The organism is Noviherbaspirillum denitrificans, assembly GCF_002211445.1.
Taxonomy (GTDB): domain Bacteria; phylum Pseudomonadota; class Gammaproteobacteria; order Burkholderiales; family Burkholderiaceae_D; genus Noviherbaspirillum; species Noviherbaspirillum denitrificans.
Window position 1 is genome coordinate 3,886,098 of the sequence record NZ_LSTO01000001.1, and the last position, 15,264, is coordinate 3,901,361.

The following is a 15,264-nucleotide window of genomic DNA, read 5'->3' on the forward strand; positions in this document are numbered from 1 at the left end:
GCCTGAAGATGCGGTCGAAGGCCGCGCGCTTGACATCATCCGAGCCTTCCACCGCCGCCGGATCCTCGAAGCCCCAGTGCGCCGACACCGGCCGTCCGGGCCACACCGGGCACAATTCGCCGGCAGCGTTGTCGCACACGGTGACGATGAAATCCATCTGCACCGCATCGATGCCCGCGTACTCGTCCCAGCTCTTGCTGCGCAGATTTTCGATCGGATAGCCGATTGCCTTTACCTGTTCGATCGCGAAAGGATTGACCCGTCCGCCCGGATGGCTGCCGGCCGAGAAGCCGCGGAAGCGGCCCTCGCCCATGGTGCTGATCAGCGCTTCAGCCATGATGCTGCGCGCCGAATTGCCGGTGCACAGGAAGAGGATGTTGTAGATCTTGTCGGACATGATGTGTTCAGTGAAGGGACTTCGACAGGCAGACCGCGCTGTCCGGGCAGAGGCCGGCGAACTGCGGCGTATTGCGGATGGCATCCGGCACGCTCTCGCGCGCCACCGGCTCATAACCCTGGTGCACAAAGAAATTGTCCGCCGACGTGGTCAGCAGGAAGAGGCGCTGCACGCCGCCGTCACGCGCACGTTCCTCCATCAGTTCCAGCAGGCGCTGGCCGTAGCCTTCGCCGCGCAGCATGGTCTCGACGGCCAGCGAGCGCAGCAGCGCATCTTCGCCATGCGGTTCGATGCCGACAGAGCCGGCAATGCGGCCGGCCTGGCCGAGGACGATGAAATGCTGCAAGTGCTGCTCCGTCAGGTCGGACGAGGGCAGGCCGCTGCTGTCGAGCAGCGCCTTCAGCGCGGGGAGGTCATCTGTGCGGGGCGGGCGGATGGCGAACATGGCGGTCCTTTCGTGGTCAGGCGTTTTCGGTAGCGGGATGGTCGGGCGTGCAGGGCATGCCGCCGCAGCAGCTGTCGGTGAGGAAGGCCATCAGCGCGGTCATCGCCGCGAAATTGGCGACATAGATCACGAAGCGGCCTTCCTGGCGCGAGTCCAGCAAGCCGGCGTGCGACAGTTCCTTCAGGTGGAATGACAGGGAAGAGGGCGGAATGCCGACTTCTTCGGCGATCCTGGTCGCGGCCATGCCGGACGGGCCGGTGCGCACCAGCAGGCGGAAGACGGCAAGGCGCGATTCCTGGGCGAGCGCGCCGAGCGCGGCAATGGCTTGACGGGTTTCCATGCGGTTCTGCTTTTCGATAATTCGAAGAATGTCGAATTATAGGCTAAAAGAGCGGCGCACTGCATTGCCGTCTAGGTAACCAGTGTGGCTACCCACACCACCGTGATCGCCACCGCCAGCCCGGCGGAAGTCCGCAGCCCGTACGCCCGATTCCCCGCCGCGCAGGCAATCACCATCTTGCTCACCGCATTGGCCGTGATCGCAATCGCCAGTCCGCGGTTGAGCGCGCCGGCATCCACCGACTGCCCGGCAAACAGCGAAAACAGCACCGCGCCCGCCGCCTGCATGTCCACCGTGGCGGCAATGGCCGCACCCAGTTCCGCCGCTGCCGAGCCGAAATGCTTCGTCGCCAGCGACACCACCGCCGTCAGCGCCGTCAGCAGGGCCGCGAAGCCGACCGCCTGGCGCACGCTGAACACTTTCTGAGAGGGGACATTGGGCGCATCGAGCGCAGGCTGCGCAATGACGGCGATACACGCTGAGAGGCCGCTGCCGGCCATCACGCCCGCCATCGCCGGCCAGCTCGCGGTCACCGCCGCTGGATCGATCGCCATGCCCACCGCCACCAGCAGCGCCATCGACGACAGGTTGGAGCAGAGTGCCGCCGCCGCGTACGCTGCCGCATAGTGCGGTTCCGCCTTCGAACGCGCGCCCATCGCCCCCATGGTCGAGCTGCTCGACACCACGCCCGAGGCCAGTCCCGCGATCGCGAGGCCGAAGCGCGGCCCCATCACGCGCAGCGCCACATAACCCACCGCCTGCAGCGTCATCAGCAGCACGATCAGGCGCCACAGGTGGTTCGGGTTGGCATTCGCGAGGAAGGAAATCGTGCGGTTCGGGATGAGCGGATAGATCACCAGCGCCGCCGCCGCCAGCAGCAGGCCGTCGCGCAGTTCCACGCTGGTCAGCGTCTTGGTCGCGAAGTGGTGCAGGCGCGTCTTGCCCGCGAGCAGGCAGGCGACGACGACAAAGCCGGCCGAGGCCAGCTCCGCATTCATCGCGGCGACGATGCCGAGCAGGTAGGTCAGGAAGAGGGCGAGCGCGGTGGTGATGCCGGGATCGTCGCCCAGGTCGCGGTAATAGGCGATCGCGCACAGCAGCGCGATGAACAAAGCGCCCGCCACCGTCACCGCCGGCTGGCCGACATGGCTGGCGATGACGCCGCTGAAGCCGGCCAGCGCAAAGGTCCGCACGCCGGCCAGGCCGCGCGAGGGGCCGGAGCCTTTGTGGCGTTCGCGTTCGACACCGATGAGGGCACTGCCGCCAAGCGCGACCGCGCAGCTGGCGAACAGGGAAGGGAGGTGATCCATGGCGGAGAGCGAGTGATGCAACAAGGAAATTATAGGTGCTCCGGAAGACGGCGCCGGGAAGCATGGGGTCCGCCTTGTTCGCAGTAAGGAATTTTTGACCTGGGTCAAGTAGCGGGCATGTCGCACCCCCTAGACTAGCCCGCGGCACGGGGATGGAGCACGCCCGGTGCCGGCTTGCCGCAACAACCCATAAAACAATATGCCCACCGTCTTCAAAACGCTCTTCGCCCTGGTCGCGTCGGCCTTGTGCGCGCTGGCTTTTGCCGCCTCATTCAACGTCGTCGACCCGCAACAGGCACAGGCGATGTTCCGACAGGGCGCGCTCGTCATCGATGTGCGCGAGCCGCATGAATACAACGAAGTCCACGCACCCGGCAGCCTGCTCGTCCCGCTCGGCCAGCTGGCGGCCCGCGCCAACGAATTCCGCGCCTTCGAGAACCGGCCCGTCGTCCTGATCTGCCGTTCCGGCCAGCGCTCCGCCGCGGCCGCCGAACTGCTCGTGCAGCAGGGTTTCAAGTCCGTGCACAATGTGCAGGGCGGGATCATCGCCTGGGAGAAGGCGGGCCTGCCGGTCGAAAGAAAGTAGTTGGTAGGGTGCGCCCCGCGCACCGATGCCCTTGCTACCGCAATGGTGCGCTCGGCGCACCCTACGGTTCTTTATCCCTAACGGTATCGGGCGCGCGCCCCAACTCATGGTAGAACCGGTACCCGCCATCATGCCCGTGCTTGGCGTCGTACATCGCCGCATCCGCCTGCTTGAGCAACACTTCCACCTCGTGATGGTCGTCCGGGTAAATGCTGATGCCGATACTGGGCGGCGCCAGCATTGCATGTCCGTCGATTTCGTACGCGGGCGCCATCGCGGCCTGGATCTTTTGCGCCACCTGGGCCGCCGCAGCCAGCTTCTTGATATCCGGCAGCATCACCACGAACTCGTCGCCGCCCAGGCGCGCCACCGTATCCGCGCCGCGCACGCAGCCCTGCATGCGTAGCGCCGCCTCTTTCAGCAAGGTATCGCCGGCCGCATGGCCGTAGGTATCGTTGATCTGCTTGAAGTGGTCCAGGTCGAGATAGAGCAGGCCGACCTTGGTGCCATCGCGCAGCGCACGCTGCACGGACAGTTTCAGCCGGTCCAGCAGCAGGCAGCGGTTGGGCAGGCCGGTCAGCGTGTCGTAGTGCGCCAGGAAATCCAGCCGCTCCTCGACCGCCTTGCGTTCCGAGATCTCATAGAAGATGCCGGCGTAATTCGTGACTTCGCCCTGCTCGTTGCGGATCGCGCTGATCGACAGGAACTTCGGATAGACGCTGCCATCCTTGCGCCGGTCCCACACGTCGCCGCGCCAGTGGCCGGTGTCATGGATGCTTTTCCACATCTGCTCGTAGAAGGCCTGGTCATGCCGGCCCGACTTGAGCACGCGCGGATTGAGCCCGATCGCCTCTTCCCTCGGGTAGCCGGTCAGTTCGCTGAACGCCTGGTTCACCGCGAGGATGCGCGCCGAGGCGTCGGTTACCACGATGGCCTGGCTGGTTGACTCGAACACGCTGGCGGTCAGCACCAGCTGCTGTTCCATGCGCCGCGCTTCGGTCAGGTCGTCGCCGATCAGGATTGTGCCGCGCACCTTGCCTGAATACTCGTGCAGGACGATCGCATGCCACAAGACAAGGCGCGCCTCACCGTCGCCGCCAAGCATTTCAGCCTCGAATTCCGATACGAACTGCGCGTGCGTGCCGCCGTCGGGATAGATGCTGTCGAGCAGACCGCGCCCGCCCGGAGCTAGATAACGTTCAAACAGCCTGCAGTTCATCAGCGCCGACCCCGACGCTCCGAGCAGGTGGCACAGCCCGCCATTGGAATACATCACGCGGCCCTTGGTATCCAGCACCACCCCGATCAGCCGCGTCTGGTGCAGCAGCGAGATCATGCGCTGCGCCGCATGTTCCAGTTCCGCTTCGCCATCCTGGTAGGCGGTCACGTCAAAGCACTGGCCGACGTAACCGGCCGGCGTCCCCGACGGACCCGGCCGCACCATGCCCTGGTTGACGAACCAGCGGTACGTACCGTCTGCCCGCTGATAGCGGTACAGCAGGCGAAACGGCTGTCCGCCGGCGATCGCCTCGTCCAGTCCCCGGGTCACCGCCATCCTGTCGTCCGGATGCACCCGGTCCAGCCAGCGCCGGCCCATCTCCTGCGCCATGTCGCGGCCGGTGAATTCGAGCCAGGACGGGCTGACGAAGTCGCACGCGCCGCTGCCATCGCAGGTCCAGACCAGGATGTGTGACGGATACGCCAGGAAATGGAAGTCGCCGCCCGCGTCGCGTGCGTCATCCGGTTTGAAAAGATGGGAAAGGTCGTTCATGGCGGCCCGGTCGAATTGGCAATGCGGGGGTGCGCCCCCATCCTGGTTCGTAACACCTTCCATGAAACGTAGCAGGTCGCCTTCAGGCATGCGAGGGCAAAAGTTGTCCTGGATCAAAAAAGTGAAAAATTCCCATGGTCATGGCATTCCATTTTTGCATGACGGCGTTCTAATCATCGGTTGGCCATTGCGGGAAGCAGCAATGAAACGCCGCTGACCGCATGCCAAGGAGACGAACAAGAAACCAGCCTCGAGGACATATTCATGCCGCAAACTAAATTCCTGCTTCCCGAATCGGACATCCCCACTCATTGGTACAACGTGGTTGCCGACATGCCCAACCGCCCGGCGCCGCCCCTCGGCCCGGACGGCAAGCCGCTGACGCCGGACGCGCTGTCGGCCATCTTCCCGATGTCGCTGATCGAACAGGAAGTATCCGCCGAGCGCTGGATCGAGATCCCCGACAAAGTCCGCGAGCTCTACCAGCTCTGGCGTCCCACGCCGCTGTTCCGCGCGCACCGACTCGAAGCCTCGCTCGGCACGCCGTGCAAGATCTATTACAAGTTCGAAGGCGTCTCGCCCGCCGGCTCGCACAAGGTCAACACCTCGATCGCGCAGGCCTACTACAACGCCAAAGCCGGTATCAAGCGCATCGCCACCGAAACCGGCGCCGGCCAGTGGGGCAGCTCGATGGCGCTGGCGGGCCAGATGTTCGGCCTCGAAGTGCGCGTCTACATGGTCAAGGTCAGCTACCACCAGAAACCCTACCGCCGCTCGATGATGCAGACCTGGGGCGCGGAAGTGTTCGCCAGCCCGTCGGAGATGACGCAGGTTGGCCGCCGCGCGCTCGAGGAAAACCCCGACAACCAGGGCTCGCTCGGCCTCGCGATTTCGGAAGCGGTGGAAGAAGCCGCGTCGCGCGCCGACACCAACTACGCGCTCGGCTCGGTGCTCAACCACGTGCTGCTGCACCAGACCGTGATCGGTCTCGAAGCGAAGAAACAGTTTGCGCTGGCCGAAGACTATCCCGACATGATCTTCGCTCCCTGCGGCGGCGGCTCCAACTTCGGCGGCGCGGCCTTCCCCTTCTTCGCCGACAAGGCCGCCGGCAAGAATGTGCGCCTGGTCGCGGTCGAGCCGACCTCCTGCCCGACGCTCACGCGCGGCCACTACGCGTACGACTACGGCGACACCGCCAAGCTCACGCCGATGACCCTGATGTACACCCTCGGCCACGACTTCATGCCCCCCGGCATCCACGCCGGCGGCCTGCGCTACCACGGCGACTCCGCGCTGGTGTCCCAGCTCTACCACGAGAAGCTGCTCGAAGCCGTCGCCGTCCCGCAGCTCGCCACCTTCGCGGCCGGCGTGCGCTTCGCCCGCGCGGAAGGCATCATCCCCGCGCCAGAATCCAGCCACGCGATCGCCGCCGCCATTGACGAAGCACTGCGCTGCAAGGAAACCGGCGAAGCCAAGACCCTGTTCATCAACCTGTCCGGCCACGGCCACTTCGACATGGGCGCGTACGACAGCTACTTCAGCGGCAAGCTGCAGGATTTTGCGTATCCGGAAGAAGAGATCAAGGCGGCGCTGGAGAGGCTGCCGAAGGTGTCGCTGTAACCAACTCCTCCCCCTTCAAGGGGGAGGCCGGGTGGGGGATGGGTTTCCCCCGCGAATGCGCTGTACCCCATCCCCACCCCAACCCTCCCCTTGACGGGAAGGGCGAACCAACAACAAGGCCCATCCATGAAACTCGAAACCCTCGCCGTCCACGCAGGCTACACCCCCGATCCCACCACCAAGGCCGTCGCCGTCCCCCTCTACCAGACCGTTGCCTACGCCTTCGACAACGCCCAGCACGGCGCCGACCTGTTCGATCTCAAGGTCCAGGGCAACATCTACACCCGCATCATGAACCCCACGCAGGACGTACTGGAAAAGCGCATCGCCGCCCTCGAGGGCGGTATCGGCGCGCTCGCCGTCGCCTCCGGCATGGCCGCCATCACGTACGCGATCCAGACGATTGCCGAAAGCGGTGACAACATCGTCTCCGCCAGCACGCTCTACGGCGGCACCTACAACCTGTTCGCCCACACCTTCCCGCAGCTCGGCATCGAAGTCCGCTTCGCCGACCCGCGCAAGCCGCAGGATTTCGCCCCGCTGATCGACGCCCGCACCAAGGCCATCTTCTGCGAATCCATCGGCAACCCGCTCGGCAACGTCACCGACTTCGCCAAGCTCGCCGAAATCGCCCACGCGCATGGCATCCCGCTCATCGTCGATAACACCGTGCCCAGCCCCTACCTGTGCCGCCCCTTCGAGCACGGCGCCGACATCGTCGTCCACTCGCTGACCAAATACCTCGGCGGCCACGGCAACAGCGTCGGCGGCGCCATCGTCGACAGCGGCAAGTTCCCCTGGGAACAGCACAAGGAGCGCTTCAAGCGCCTGAACGAACCCGACGTCTCCTACCACGGCGTCGTCTACACCGAAGCCCTCGGCCCCGCCGCCTACATCGCCCGCGCCCGCGTCGTCCCCCTGCGCAACATGGGCGCCGCCATCGCCCCGATGAACGCCTTCCTCATCCTGCAAGGCATCGAAACCCTCGCCCTGCGCATGGACCGCATCTGCGACAACGCCAAGCGCATCGCGCGCTTCCTCGAAGGGCATTCCAAGGTGGCGTGGGTCAACTACGCCGGCCTGGAGAATCATCCGGACTTCCCGCTGGTGAAGAAGTACATGGGCGGCAGTGCGTCGGGCATCCTGTCATTCGGTTTGAAGACGGTCGATCAAGCTGACCCGCGCGCTGCGGGTGCGCGTGTGCTCGACGCGCTGCAGTTGTTCACGCGGCTGGTCAATATCGGCGATGCGAAGTCACTAGCGACGCATCCGGCATCGACTACGCATCGGCAGTTGAATCCGGAAGAGTTGAAGAAGGCGGGGGTGTCGGAGGATATGCTGCGGCTGTCGATTGGCATCGAGCATGTGGATGACCTGATCGCAGATCTGGAGCAGGCGTTGAGCAAGGCATAAAGCGTAGGGTGCGCCATGCGCACCGGTGCTCTGGCTACCGCAATGGTGCGCGGTGCGCACCCTACAAATTCATCTGGACGTTCTACTCGACCTCGATTATTGCCGGGAACACCACCCTTCAATAATCCGTCGTAATCGTCAAATGATGCGGCACATTCCCGCAAGCCAGCCGGTTCTTCCACAGCACATTCACCATCGCATGCTCCGACACGCCCAGGTGCTGGGCCATTGCCTGCGTACTCAGCACCGTCGCAGCACGTATCGCCCGCTCCTCCACGCTGTGCCGCACGATGAGCGTATGCCGATCGATCTTTGCCGCCAACTCCGGTGAGTAGCGCAGCACCTTGATCGATCGCATCACACGCGGCATCTGGTAGTTGGCGGCGACGATGACGTCGCAGTCGATTTCCGTCCCCTGGTCGATGAGGTAGCCGGCGTACCACATGACCGCAAGCTGCGCACGCATGAGGTAGGTGTCCTGGCCGTACGCAACCGGGAACCGTTTGGCCAGCCGTTCCGCATCGTCGGAGGTCAGGCGGCCGGTGTCGCCGGCGGCGACGAGTTCGGCTGCGGCTTGTTCGAGTTGATCGTCGCGCAGGACTTCGCGCAGGAAGTGGGCGCGCCGCCTTGGCATGGAGATGTCGCCGAAGGCGTCGATGACCGTTTTTTCCTCGCCTGAGCCGAGGACTTCGCGCAGCCGGTCCGGTGCCGGTTGTGCGCCCCACACATGATCGAGCGCCGCAGTCAGGCCGTCGGCACCGCCCGCACCGTTCCAGTCGTAGCGCGCCATGCCTTCCGGCGTCGGTGTCCAGAACATGAAGTTGATGCTGTTGAGGGCAATGCTGTAGGCCGCTGCGGCTTGATGCGTCTGGCCGGCGGGCTTTTCGGACAGGCCGGTGGTCGCGTGGCTGAAGCGGTCGGCGCGCACGGGAAGGCGGGCGATCGCTTCCGCATCGACGGCGACAAGATCAGGCTGGTAGTCCAGGCGGGCTTGGGCCAGGAGGCGTTCTTTGGCGGACGTTTGATTGCTCATGAGCACTATCGTACTCCAGGGAGGCGCTTTGGGGGCGCTTCGTGCGCTGTATCAGCGTCCGTCCTGCTCCCGGCGCGCCGCCATCGTGCGCCGGCGCACCAGCCATAGCAGGCTGGCACCCAGTACCGCGGCAATCCCGACCAGCTGCTCGGTGGTGACGCCCGCCTCGATCGCGCGCCGGAACAGGCCGCCCGCGCCGTAGCCCGCCGCGCAGATGATCGCCGCCCATACCACCGCACCCGCGAGATCCAGCACCACGTAGCGGCTCACAGGCATCCTGCCGGCACCGAGTGTCACCAGTCCGACGATGCGCAGGCCGTAGCAAAAGCGCAGCGCCGGCACGATCAGTACATGGTGGCGTTGCAGCAGGCACTCCAGCCGTTTCTTCCGGGCGTGCAATGCTGGAACGCGCCGCATCGCCAGCGGCCCGAAGCGGCGGCCGGCGAGGAAATACGGCAGGTTGCCGAGGAAGCTTGCGACAACGGCAATGGCCCACACCACCGGCAGCGACAGATGTCCGTGCCAGGCGGCAAGGCTGCCGGCGAGCAGGACGGCTTCCCCTTCCAGGAAGCTGCCCAGCGCGACAGCCAGGTATCCGTAAGTCTCTATGAGGTGAGGGAAATCCATATACCGAGGCAATGCCTGCGTTGTGGTCAAGGACACGATGCATAGAGCTGTCGACGTGGCCAAAAGTTGCGTGCAGCCATGAACGTTGCAAGACAACCGGTGTTTGCTATCAACATGCGCCGCGCCAAGAGAAAATGCTTCTGATCGGCCACGCCGCAGCCTATAGTCAAATATACGTGCATGCAGTCAAGGAGATAATCAAATGAAGCGGGCGGCAATCGTCACATCGGTTCTCCTGGCGCTGATGAACATGCAGGGCGCGAAAGCTGCAGAAGCCAGGCCCCTCCAGCAAAAGAAGCTCAATTCGCAGCAGGAAAAAAGCGGCGGCTCGCTGATCCGGGTTGTCGACGGGCCGTGGGGCGATGCGGCGCCGTGGCAGATCGAGATGCTGCTCAATGCGATCACCGATGAAATGCTCCAGCACTTTCCCGGCCGTTCCGTGCATCCGATCGTGGTCGCGCATTCCAACGGCGGACCGGCGGTGCTGTACCAGAAGGGGCCGGGCAACGAATACCAGGTGATGCTGTCGGCCAAGGGGCAGAACTGGGCGGAATACGTGTACGAGTTTTCGCACGAGCTGGTCCACATTCTTGCGAACTACGAACATCACGCGGCGCCTGGACAGGAACGGCACCAGTGGTTCGAGGAGATGCTGTGCGAGACGGTGTCGCTCTACATGCTCAAGCACTTCTCGCTCACATGGAATGCCGCGCCGCCCTTGCCCGAGACCAGCGAATATGCGCCTGCGCTGCAGGCTTTCACCAGGCGCGCGCTGTCGGACCGGCATCGCAAGCTGCCTGCCGGGATGTCGTTCGAGCAGTGGTTCAGCAATGCCGCGCCGCGGCTGGTTTCCAGTCCCTACCTGCGACAGGAGAACGAGCTGGTGGCCAGCCTGTTCCTGCCGCTGGTGGAGCAGAACAACGACTGGCGCGCGGTGGCCTATCTCAATGCGGGCGACCTGCCGAAGGAATCGAGTTTCCGCGAGTTCCTCGCGCAGTGGTTCCGGTCCACGCCCCGGCACCTGCGCGGCTTTGTCGAGCAGTCAATGCAGGTCTTCCGCATCGACAAGCCCGACGCCTCGTACACCGCGGGGATCGAACCACCCGCCGCGCCGGATAGGCGTCGGCAGGAAGCGGCGGCATCGCCACGCTTCCAGTAATGATCCGCTCGTGGCCGCATGAAGATCTTCCTTGAAGTCACCTGCGGCGCGACATATAGTGTGATGCACCTGCCATATGCGCTTCATCTCGGTGGCTCCCGAAGTACGGGACAGACTGTGTCCGCCCAACTGACGGATTGCATTGCGCCAATCCCGCAATACCTGCCTCGCCTCCCCCTGCCGCTGACCTGAGTCAGCTTGCCCTTTCTCCGTTCCGTCGGCTGACCGCTGTCGCATTCATGGGAGCGTCCTTGCAGCGGCCTGCGCGAACGGACGTCTGCAAGCATCGAGGCGGCATGCCTTGCTCGATCGGTGACGTGCCGTCGATTGTTCGCCTGATCGGAGGTCAACATGAAAACCACGCGATGCATTTCCCGGATTACCGCGCTCTCGATAATAGCCGTATGCGGAATCGCAGTCGCCGATGTAGGAATGCGTGATGGGGAGGACTCTTTCCGCGATTTCAAATCCACCAAGTCGCGTGCGGAAGTCAGGTCTGAACTGGAATCGTCACGCGCACCGATGAACTTGAACAGTGAAAGCATCGGCACCGAAAGCCGCGACATCGGCGTGCACGGCATGCCCGGTTCACGCTACACCGGCAAGACGCGCCAGGAAGTGCGCGACGAGCTGATCCAGTACCAGAAGACCCACAAGCCCAATTCCCCGGACGACCTCTACTTTGGTGGTTGACCGGTTGCTGCACAAATCCGCCGGCAGGCGGGCAGGGTGCGCGCAGCGCGCCCTGTCAGATCGCGCTCCGCTTCAGCGTCCCGGATTCGTTTGACCTGAATCAATCAAATTTCCGCTTCTGACTCCTACCATTGCAATTATGCAATCATCCGCCGTGTCCTGACGGGAATCGGGAAGGGCGGTCAGAAACGGAGCAAGCGTGCTTCCATCCCGGCAAACGTCCCCAGGCAAGCCATCCTTCATCAGCAGCCTCGCTGTACAGCTCACACTGCTGTTCTTGCTCGTCCTCGCCGCCGTATGGGGGGGGATAGCCCTCCAGCTCCACAATTCCCATCAGCAACTTGCCGACACCGCCGAGCGCGACCGCGCCAACCTCTCGCTCGCCTTCGCCGAGCAGATCACCGCGGCGTTGCGCGGCATCGACCTGTCGCTGCTTTCCCTGCGCCAGGAGTGGCGTCACGACCGCAAGCGCTTCCATGAAGCCGTACAGCGGCAGCAAAACTATTTCGTGCGCGATGTCAGCTTCCAGGTCGGGATCATTGATGCCGCCGGCATGCTGGTCTACAGCAGCCTCGACCCCGAGCCGGAGCCGGTTTTGCTTGCCGATCGCGAGCACTTCCGCATTCATGTCGAGCGCAACACCGACCATCTCTTCATCAGCCGGCCGCTGGTTGGCCGCGTCTCCGGCCGCCAGACGATCCAGTTCACACGGCCCATCCATGATGCCGAGCGGCGCTTCCTCGGCGTCATCGTCATGTCGGTGGCGCCGGAGTATTTTTCGCGCTTCCACGATTCCATCAACCTCGGGCCCCAGGGCAGTGTCACTGTAGTGCGTTCCACCGGCGAGATCCTGTCGCGTTCGCCCGAAACCGAGAAGTCGATAGGACAGTCGCTCGCCGGCCGCCCGTTCATGACATCCGAGCTCGATACCGGCACTTATGCCGCGCGCGGACAGGTCGACAATGTCGAACGCATCTACACCTGGCGCCGCATCGAAGGCTTCGGCCTCGTCGTGACCATCGGCGAAGGCGTCGATGACTTGTTCGCGCCCTATTACGCCGAGCGTCGCAATTTCATCGCCGGCGGCATCGTGGCCACCGCGATCCTTGCCTTTTTCGCCTGGATCATCGCCGCGGGGCTGCGCCAGCGTGCTCGCGCCAATGCAGCGCTTGCCGAGAGCGAGGCCCGCAACCGCCTGCAAAGTGCCGCCCTGGAAGCTGTCGGCAACGGCGTCATCATCACCGATACCAATGCCCGCATCGAATGGGTCAACCATGCTTTCGAAGCGCTTACCGGCTATCGCAGGGAACAGGCGATCGGACGCCGCCCGTCGGAGCTCGTCTCTTCCGGCCTGCAGGACAACCGCTTCTACAGCAATCTCTGGAACGCCATCCAGAGCGGCAAGACCTGGCGCGGTGAGCTAGTGAACCGCCGCAGCGATCACACCCTGTATGACGAGGAACTTGTCATCGCGCCGGTCAAGGATCCCGCGGGAACCATCACCCATTTCGTCGGCATCAAGCAGGACATTTCCGAACGCAAGCGCAGCGAAAGCGCGCTGCAGGAGAGCCACGACTTGCTCGCCAAGCTGTCGCGCCAGATCCCGGGCCTGATCTTCCAGCTCCGCCTTTTTCCCGACGGACGCGCTGCCATGCCCTTCGCCAGCGATGCCCTCGCCGGCATGTACGGCATTACGCCGCCCCAGGTGCGCGACGATGTCAGCGAGCTGCTGTCCCGCATCCATGCCGACGACCTGATCGCGCTCAGCCACAATATCGAAGAGTCGGCCCGCAAGCTCCAGCCCTGGCAGCAGGAGTACCGCATCATCCTCGGCGGTGAAGTGCGGTGGCACGCCGGCAGCGCGCGTCCCGAGCGCATGGAAGACGGCAGCGTCCTCTGGCACGGCAGCATCACTGACGTCACCGAGCGCCGCAAGGCTGAAGAGCAGCTGCGTGTCGCCGCCGCCGCCTTCGAACTGCAGGAAGGCATGATGGTCACCGACGCCCGCGGCACTATCCTGCGCGTCAATTGCGCCTTCGAGGAAGTCACCGGCTACAGCGCCGAGGAAGCTGTCGGCCGGAAGCCATCGATCCTCCGGTCCAATCGCCAGGATGCCGAGTTCTATCGCAAGATGTGGGCAAGCATCAATGAAACCGGCGGCTGGCAGGGCGAGATCTGGAATCGCCGGAAGAATGGCGAGATCTATCCCGAGTGGCTGGTCATCACGGCCGTCAAGGATGCTTCCGGCAAGATCACGCACCATGTGTCCGCGTTCTCCGACATTACGCAGCGCAAGAAGACCGAAGCACAGATCCGCGACCTCGCGTTCTACGACCCGCTGACCAGCCTGCCCAACCGGCGTCTCTTCCTCGACCGCGCCGGCCAGGCACTTGCCGCCAGCGCGCGCGCGCACCGCCACGGCGCCCTGATGCTGCTCGACCTCGATCATTTCAAGACACTGAACGACACCTGCGGCCACGACGTCGGCGACGAGCTTCTTGTCCAGGTCGCGCAACGCCTCATCGGCTGCGTGCGCGAGCGCGACACCGTGGCGCGCATCGGCGGCGATGAATTCGTGATCCTCCTCGAGGAACTTAGTCCCGATGTCGCCGCCGCCGCGATGCAGGCGGAGACCATTGCATCGAAGATCATCGAAGCCCTCAACAAACCCTATCCCTTGCGCGGCTTCGCGGCCGGCGGATATCACAATACGCCGAGCATCGGGGTCTGCCGCTTTCTCGGCCATGCGCAACCGGTCGACATCCTGCTCAAGCATGCCGACATCGCTCTCTACGAAGCCAAGGACGCCGGACGCAATACCGTGCGCATGTACAACGATGCGATGCAGGCCATGCTCAACGAAAGGGCAGGGATCGAAGCAGGACTGCGCCAGGCGCTTACGGAAAACCGCTTCAAGCTCTACTACCAGCCCTTGATCGACCGGCATCGCCGCGTATCGAGTGTCGAAGCGCTCCTGCGCTGGGACATGCCTGGCCACGGCCTTGTCGCTCCCGCGCACTTTCTCGAGATCGCCGAATCCGGCAGCCTCATCCTGCAGATCGGCCAGTGGGTACTCGAGCATGCCTGCGCACAGGCCGTTGCGTGGGCGCGCGACCCCGGGACGCAAGACCTCGTCATCGGCATCAATATCAGCAAGCGCCAGTTCCGGCAGCAGGACTTCGTGCAGTCGGTCAAATCCACGGTCGAGCGCACCGGCGCCAATCCCGCGCGCCTCCGGCTGGAGGTGACGGAAAGCATGGTGCTGGAAGATGTCGACACCGCCATTTCGAAGATGGAAGCCTTGCGCAAACTCGGGATCAGTTTTTCCATCGACGACTTCGGCAAGGGCTTCGCGTCGCTTGCCTACCTGAAGCGCCTTCCGGTCGGGCAGTTGAAGATCGACCAGTCTTTCATCCACGGCATCGAATCCGACGCCGGCGACGCCGTCATCGTCCGCACGCTCATCGACATGAGCCGCACGCTCGCGCTGGAAGTCGTCGCCGAAGGCGTGGAGAGCGATGTCCAGCATTCCTTCCTGCGGGAACAGCGCTGTGACCTGTTCCAGGGCTATCTCTTCGGCAAGCCGATGACGGTGGAAGAGATGGAGCGCATGGTCGGGACACTGGCAAATGCGGGCTGACGAGAAGCTGCGTTCCTGCAATACGGCGCTGTCGTGAATCCGCTACATCGCGTCGCGTTTCAACAATTCTTCTCCCTTCATTTGATGCTTCCCAATCGCATGCGGCCGCAAGCTGATATTCAGTAGGGGACACTGCCGTCTTCCTACGGCGGTGCTTCCCCAAAAAAACAATTCGAGGAGGCATCATGAACCGCAAGCTGCTCGCCGCCGCACTCTGCTCCTGCACCGCC

The 15,264-nt window shown here is 64.0% G+C and carries 13 protein-coding genes; 6 read left to right on the plus strand and 7 right to left on the minus strand.

Annotation, left to right across the window (positions count from 1 at the left end):
* The 4 genes from AYR66_RS18855 to AYR66_RS18870 all read right to left on the minus strand — a co-directional run.
* Positions 1-397, minus strand: a 397-nt coding sequence (locus AYR66_RS18855) for an arsenate reductase ArsC (protein WP_088709927.1), incomplete at its 3' end; no start/stop codon positions are given.
* A gap of 7 nt (positions 398-404) precedes the next feature.
* Complete coding sequence (gene arsN2 / locus AYR66_RS18860) at positions 405-842, minus strand: arsenic resistance N-acetyltransferase ArsN2 (RefSeq protein WP_088708779.1); 438 nt, start codon at positions 840-842, stop codon at positions 405-407.
* A gap of 16 nt (positions 843-858) precedes the next feature.
* Positions 859-1,182 (minus strand): ArsR/SmtB family transcription factor, encoded by a 324-nt coding sequence (locus AYR66_RS18865; RefSeq protein ID WP_088708780.1) that lies wholly within the window; start codon positions 1,180-1,182, stop codon positions 859-861.
* 71 nt (positions 1,183-1,253) lie between these two features.
* On the minus strand, positions 1,254-2,492 hold the full coding sequence (locus AYR66_RS18870; RefSeq protein WP_088708781.1) for an MgtC/SapB family protein: 1,239 nt from the start codon (positions 2,490-2,492) through the stop codon (positions 1,254-1,256).
* Positions 2,493-2,691: 199 nt separating this feature from the next.
* Between AYR66_RS18870 and AYR66_RS18875 the strand changes: the two genes are divergently transcribed.
* Positions 2,692-3,078, plus strand: coding sequence for a rhodanese-like domain-containing protein (locus AYR66_RS18875; RefSeq protein WP_088708782.1), 387 nt, complete (start codon positions 2,692-2,694; stop codon positions 3,076-3,078).
* Positions 3,079-3,139: 61 nt separating this feature from the next.
* Here AYR66_RS18875 and AYR66_RS18880 read toward each other — a convergent pair whose 3' ends face one another.
* Positions 3,140-4,849: a sensor domain-containing protein gene (locus AYR66_RS18880; protein WP_170942206.1), complete on the minus strand. Its 1,710-nt coding sequence runs from the start codon at positions 4,847-4,849 to the stop codon at positions 3,140-3,142.
* Between the two features lie 264 nt (positions 4,850-5,113).
* Here AYR66_RS18880 and AYR66_RS18885 point away from each other — a divergent pair, with 264 nt between their 5' ends.
* The gene (locus tag AYR66_RS18885) at positions 5,114-6,469 is read left to right on the plus strand and encodes a TrpB-like pyridoxal phosphate-dependent enzyme (protein ID WP_088709928.1); all 1,356 of its coding nucleotides are present in this window, start codon (positions 5,114-5,116) and stop codon (positions 6,467-6,469) included.
* A 126-nt stretch (positions 6,470-6,595) separates the two neighbouring features.
* Complete coding sequence (locus tag AYR66_RS18890) at positions 6,596-7,882, plus strand: O-acetylhomoserine aminocarboxypropyltransferase/cysteine synthase family protein (protein ID WP_088708784.1); 1,287 nt, start codon at positions 6,596-6,598, stop codon at positions 7,880-7,882.
* Positions 7,883-8,000: 118 nt separating this feature from the next.
* On the opposite strand, the gene AYR66_RS18895 is transcribed toward AYR66_RS18890, so the two are convergent.
* Positions 8,001-8,915 (minus strand): queuosine salvage family protein, encoded by a 915-nt coding sequence (locus AYR66_RS18895; protein ID WP_088708785.1) that lies wholly within the window; start codon positions 8,913-8,915, stop codon positions 8,001-8,003.
* A gap of 51 nt (positions 8,916-8,966) precedes the next feature.
* Entirely contained in the window at positions 8,967-9,542 is a 576-nt protein-coding gene (locus tag AYR66_RS18900; RefSeq protein WP_088708786.1) for a DedA family protein, read from the minus strand.
* 202 nt (positions 9,543-9,744) lie between these two features.
* Here AYR66_RS18900 and AYR66_RS18905 point away from each other — a divergent pair, with 202 nt between their 5' ends.
* The 3 genes from AYR66_RS18905 (at position 9,745) to AYR66_RS18915 (ending at position 15,034) form a co-directional block, all read left to right on the plus strand.
* Complete coding sequence (locus AYR66_RS18905) at positions 9,745-10,701, plus strand: hypothetical protein (protein ID WP_088708787.1); 957 nt, start codon at positions 9,745-9,747, stop codon at positions 10,699-10,701.
* Positions 10,702-11,223: 522 nt separating this feature from the next.
* A complete protein-coding gene (locus AYR66_RS30170) occupies positions 11,224-11,394 on the plus strand; it encodes a hypothetical protein (RefSeq protein ID WP_234814940.1) in 171 nt (56 codons plus the stop codon).
* A 199-nt stretch (positions 11,395-11,593) separates the two neighbouring features.
* Positions 11,594-15,034 (plus strand): bifunctional diguanylate cyclase/phosphodiesterase, encoded by a 3,441-nt coding sequence (locus tag AYR66_RS18915; protein WP_088708789.1) that lies wholly within the window; start codon positions 11,594-11,596, stop codon positions 15,032-15,034.
* The last annotated feature ends 230 nt before the right edge of the window (positions 15,035-15,264 follow it).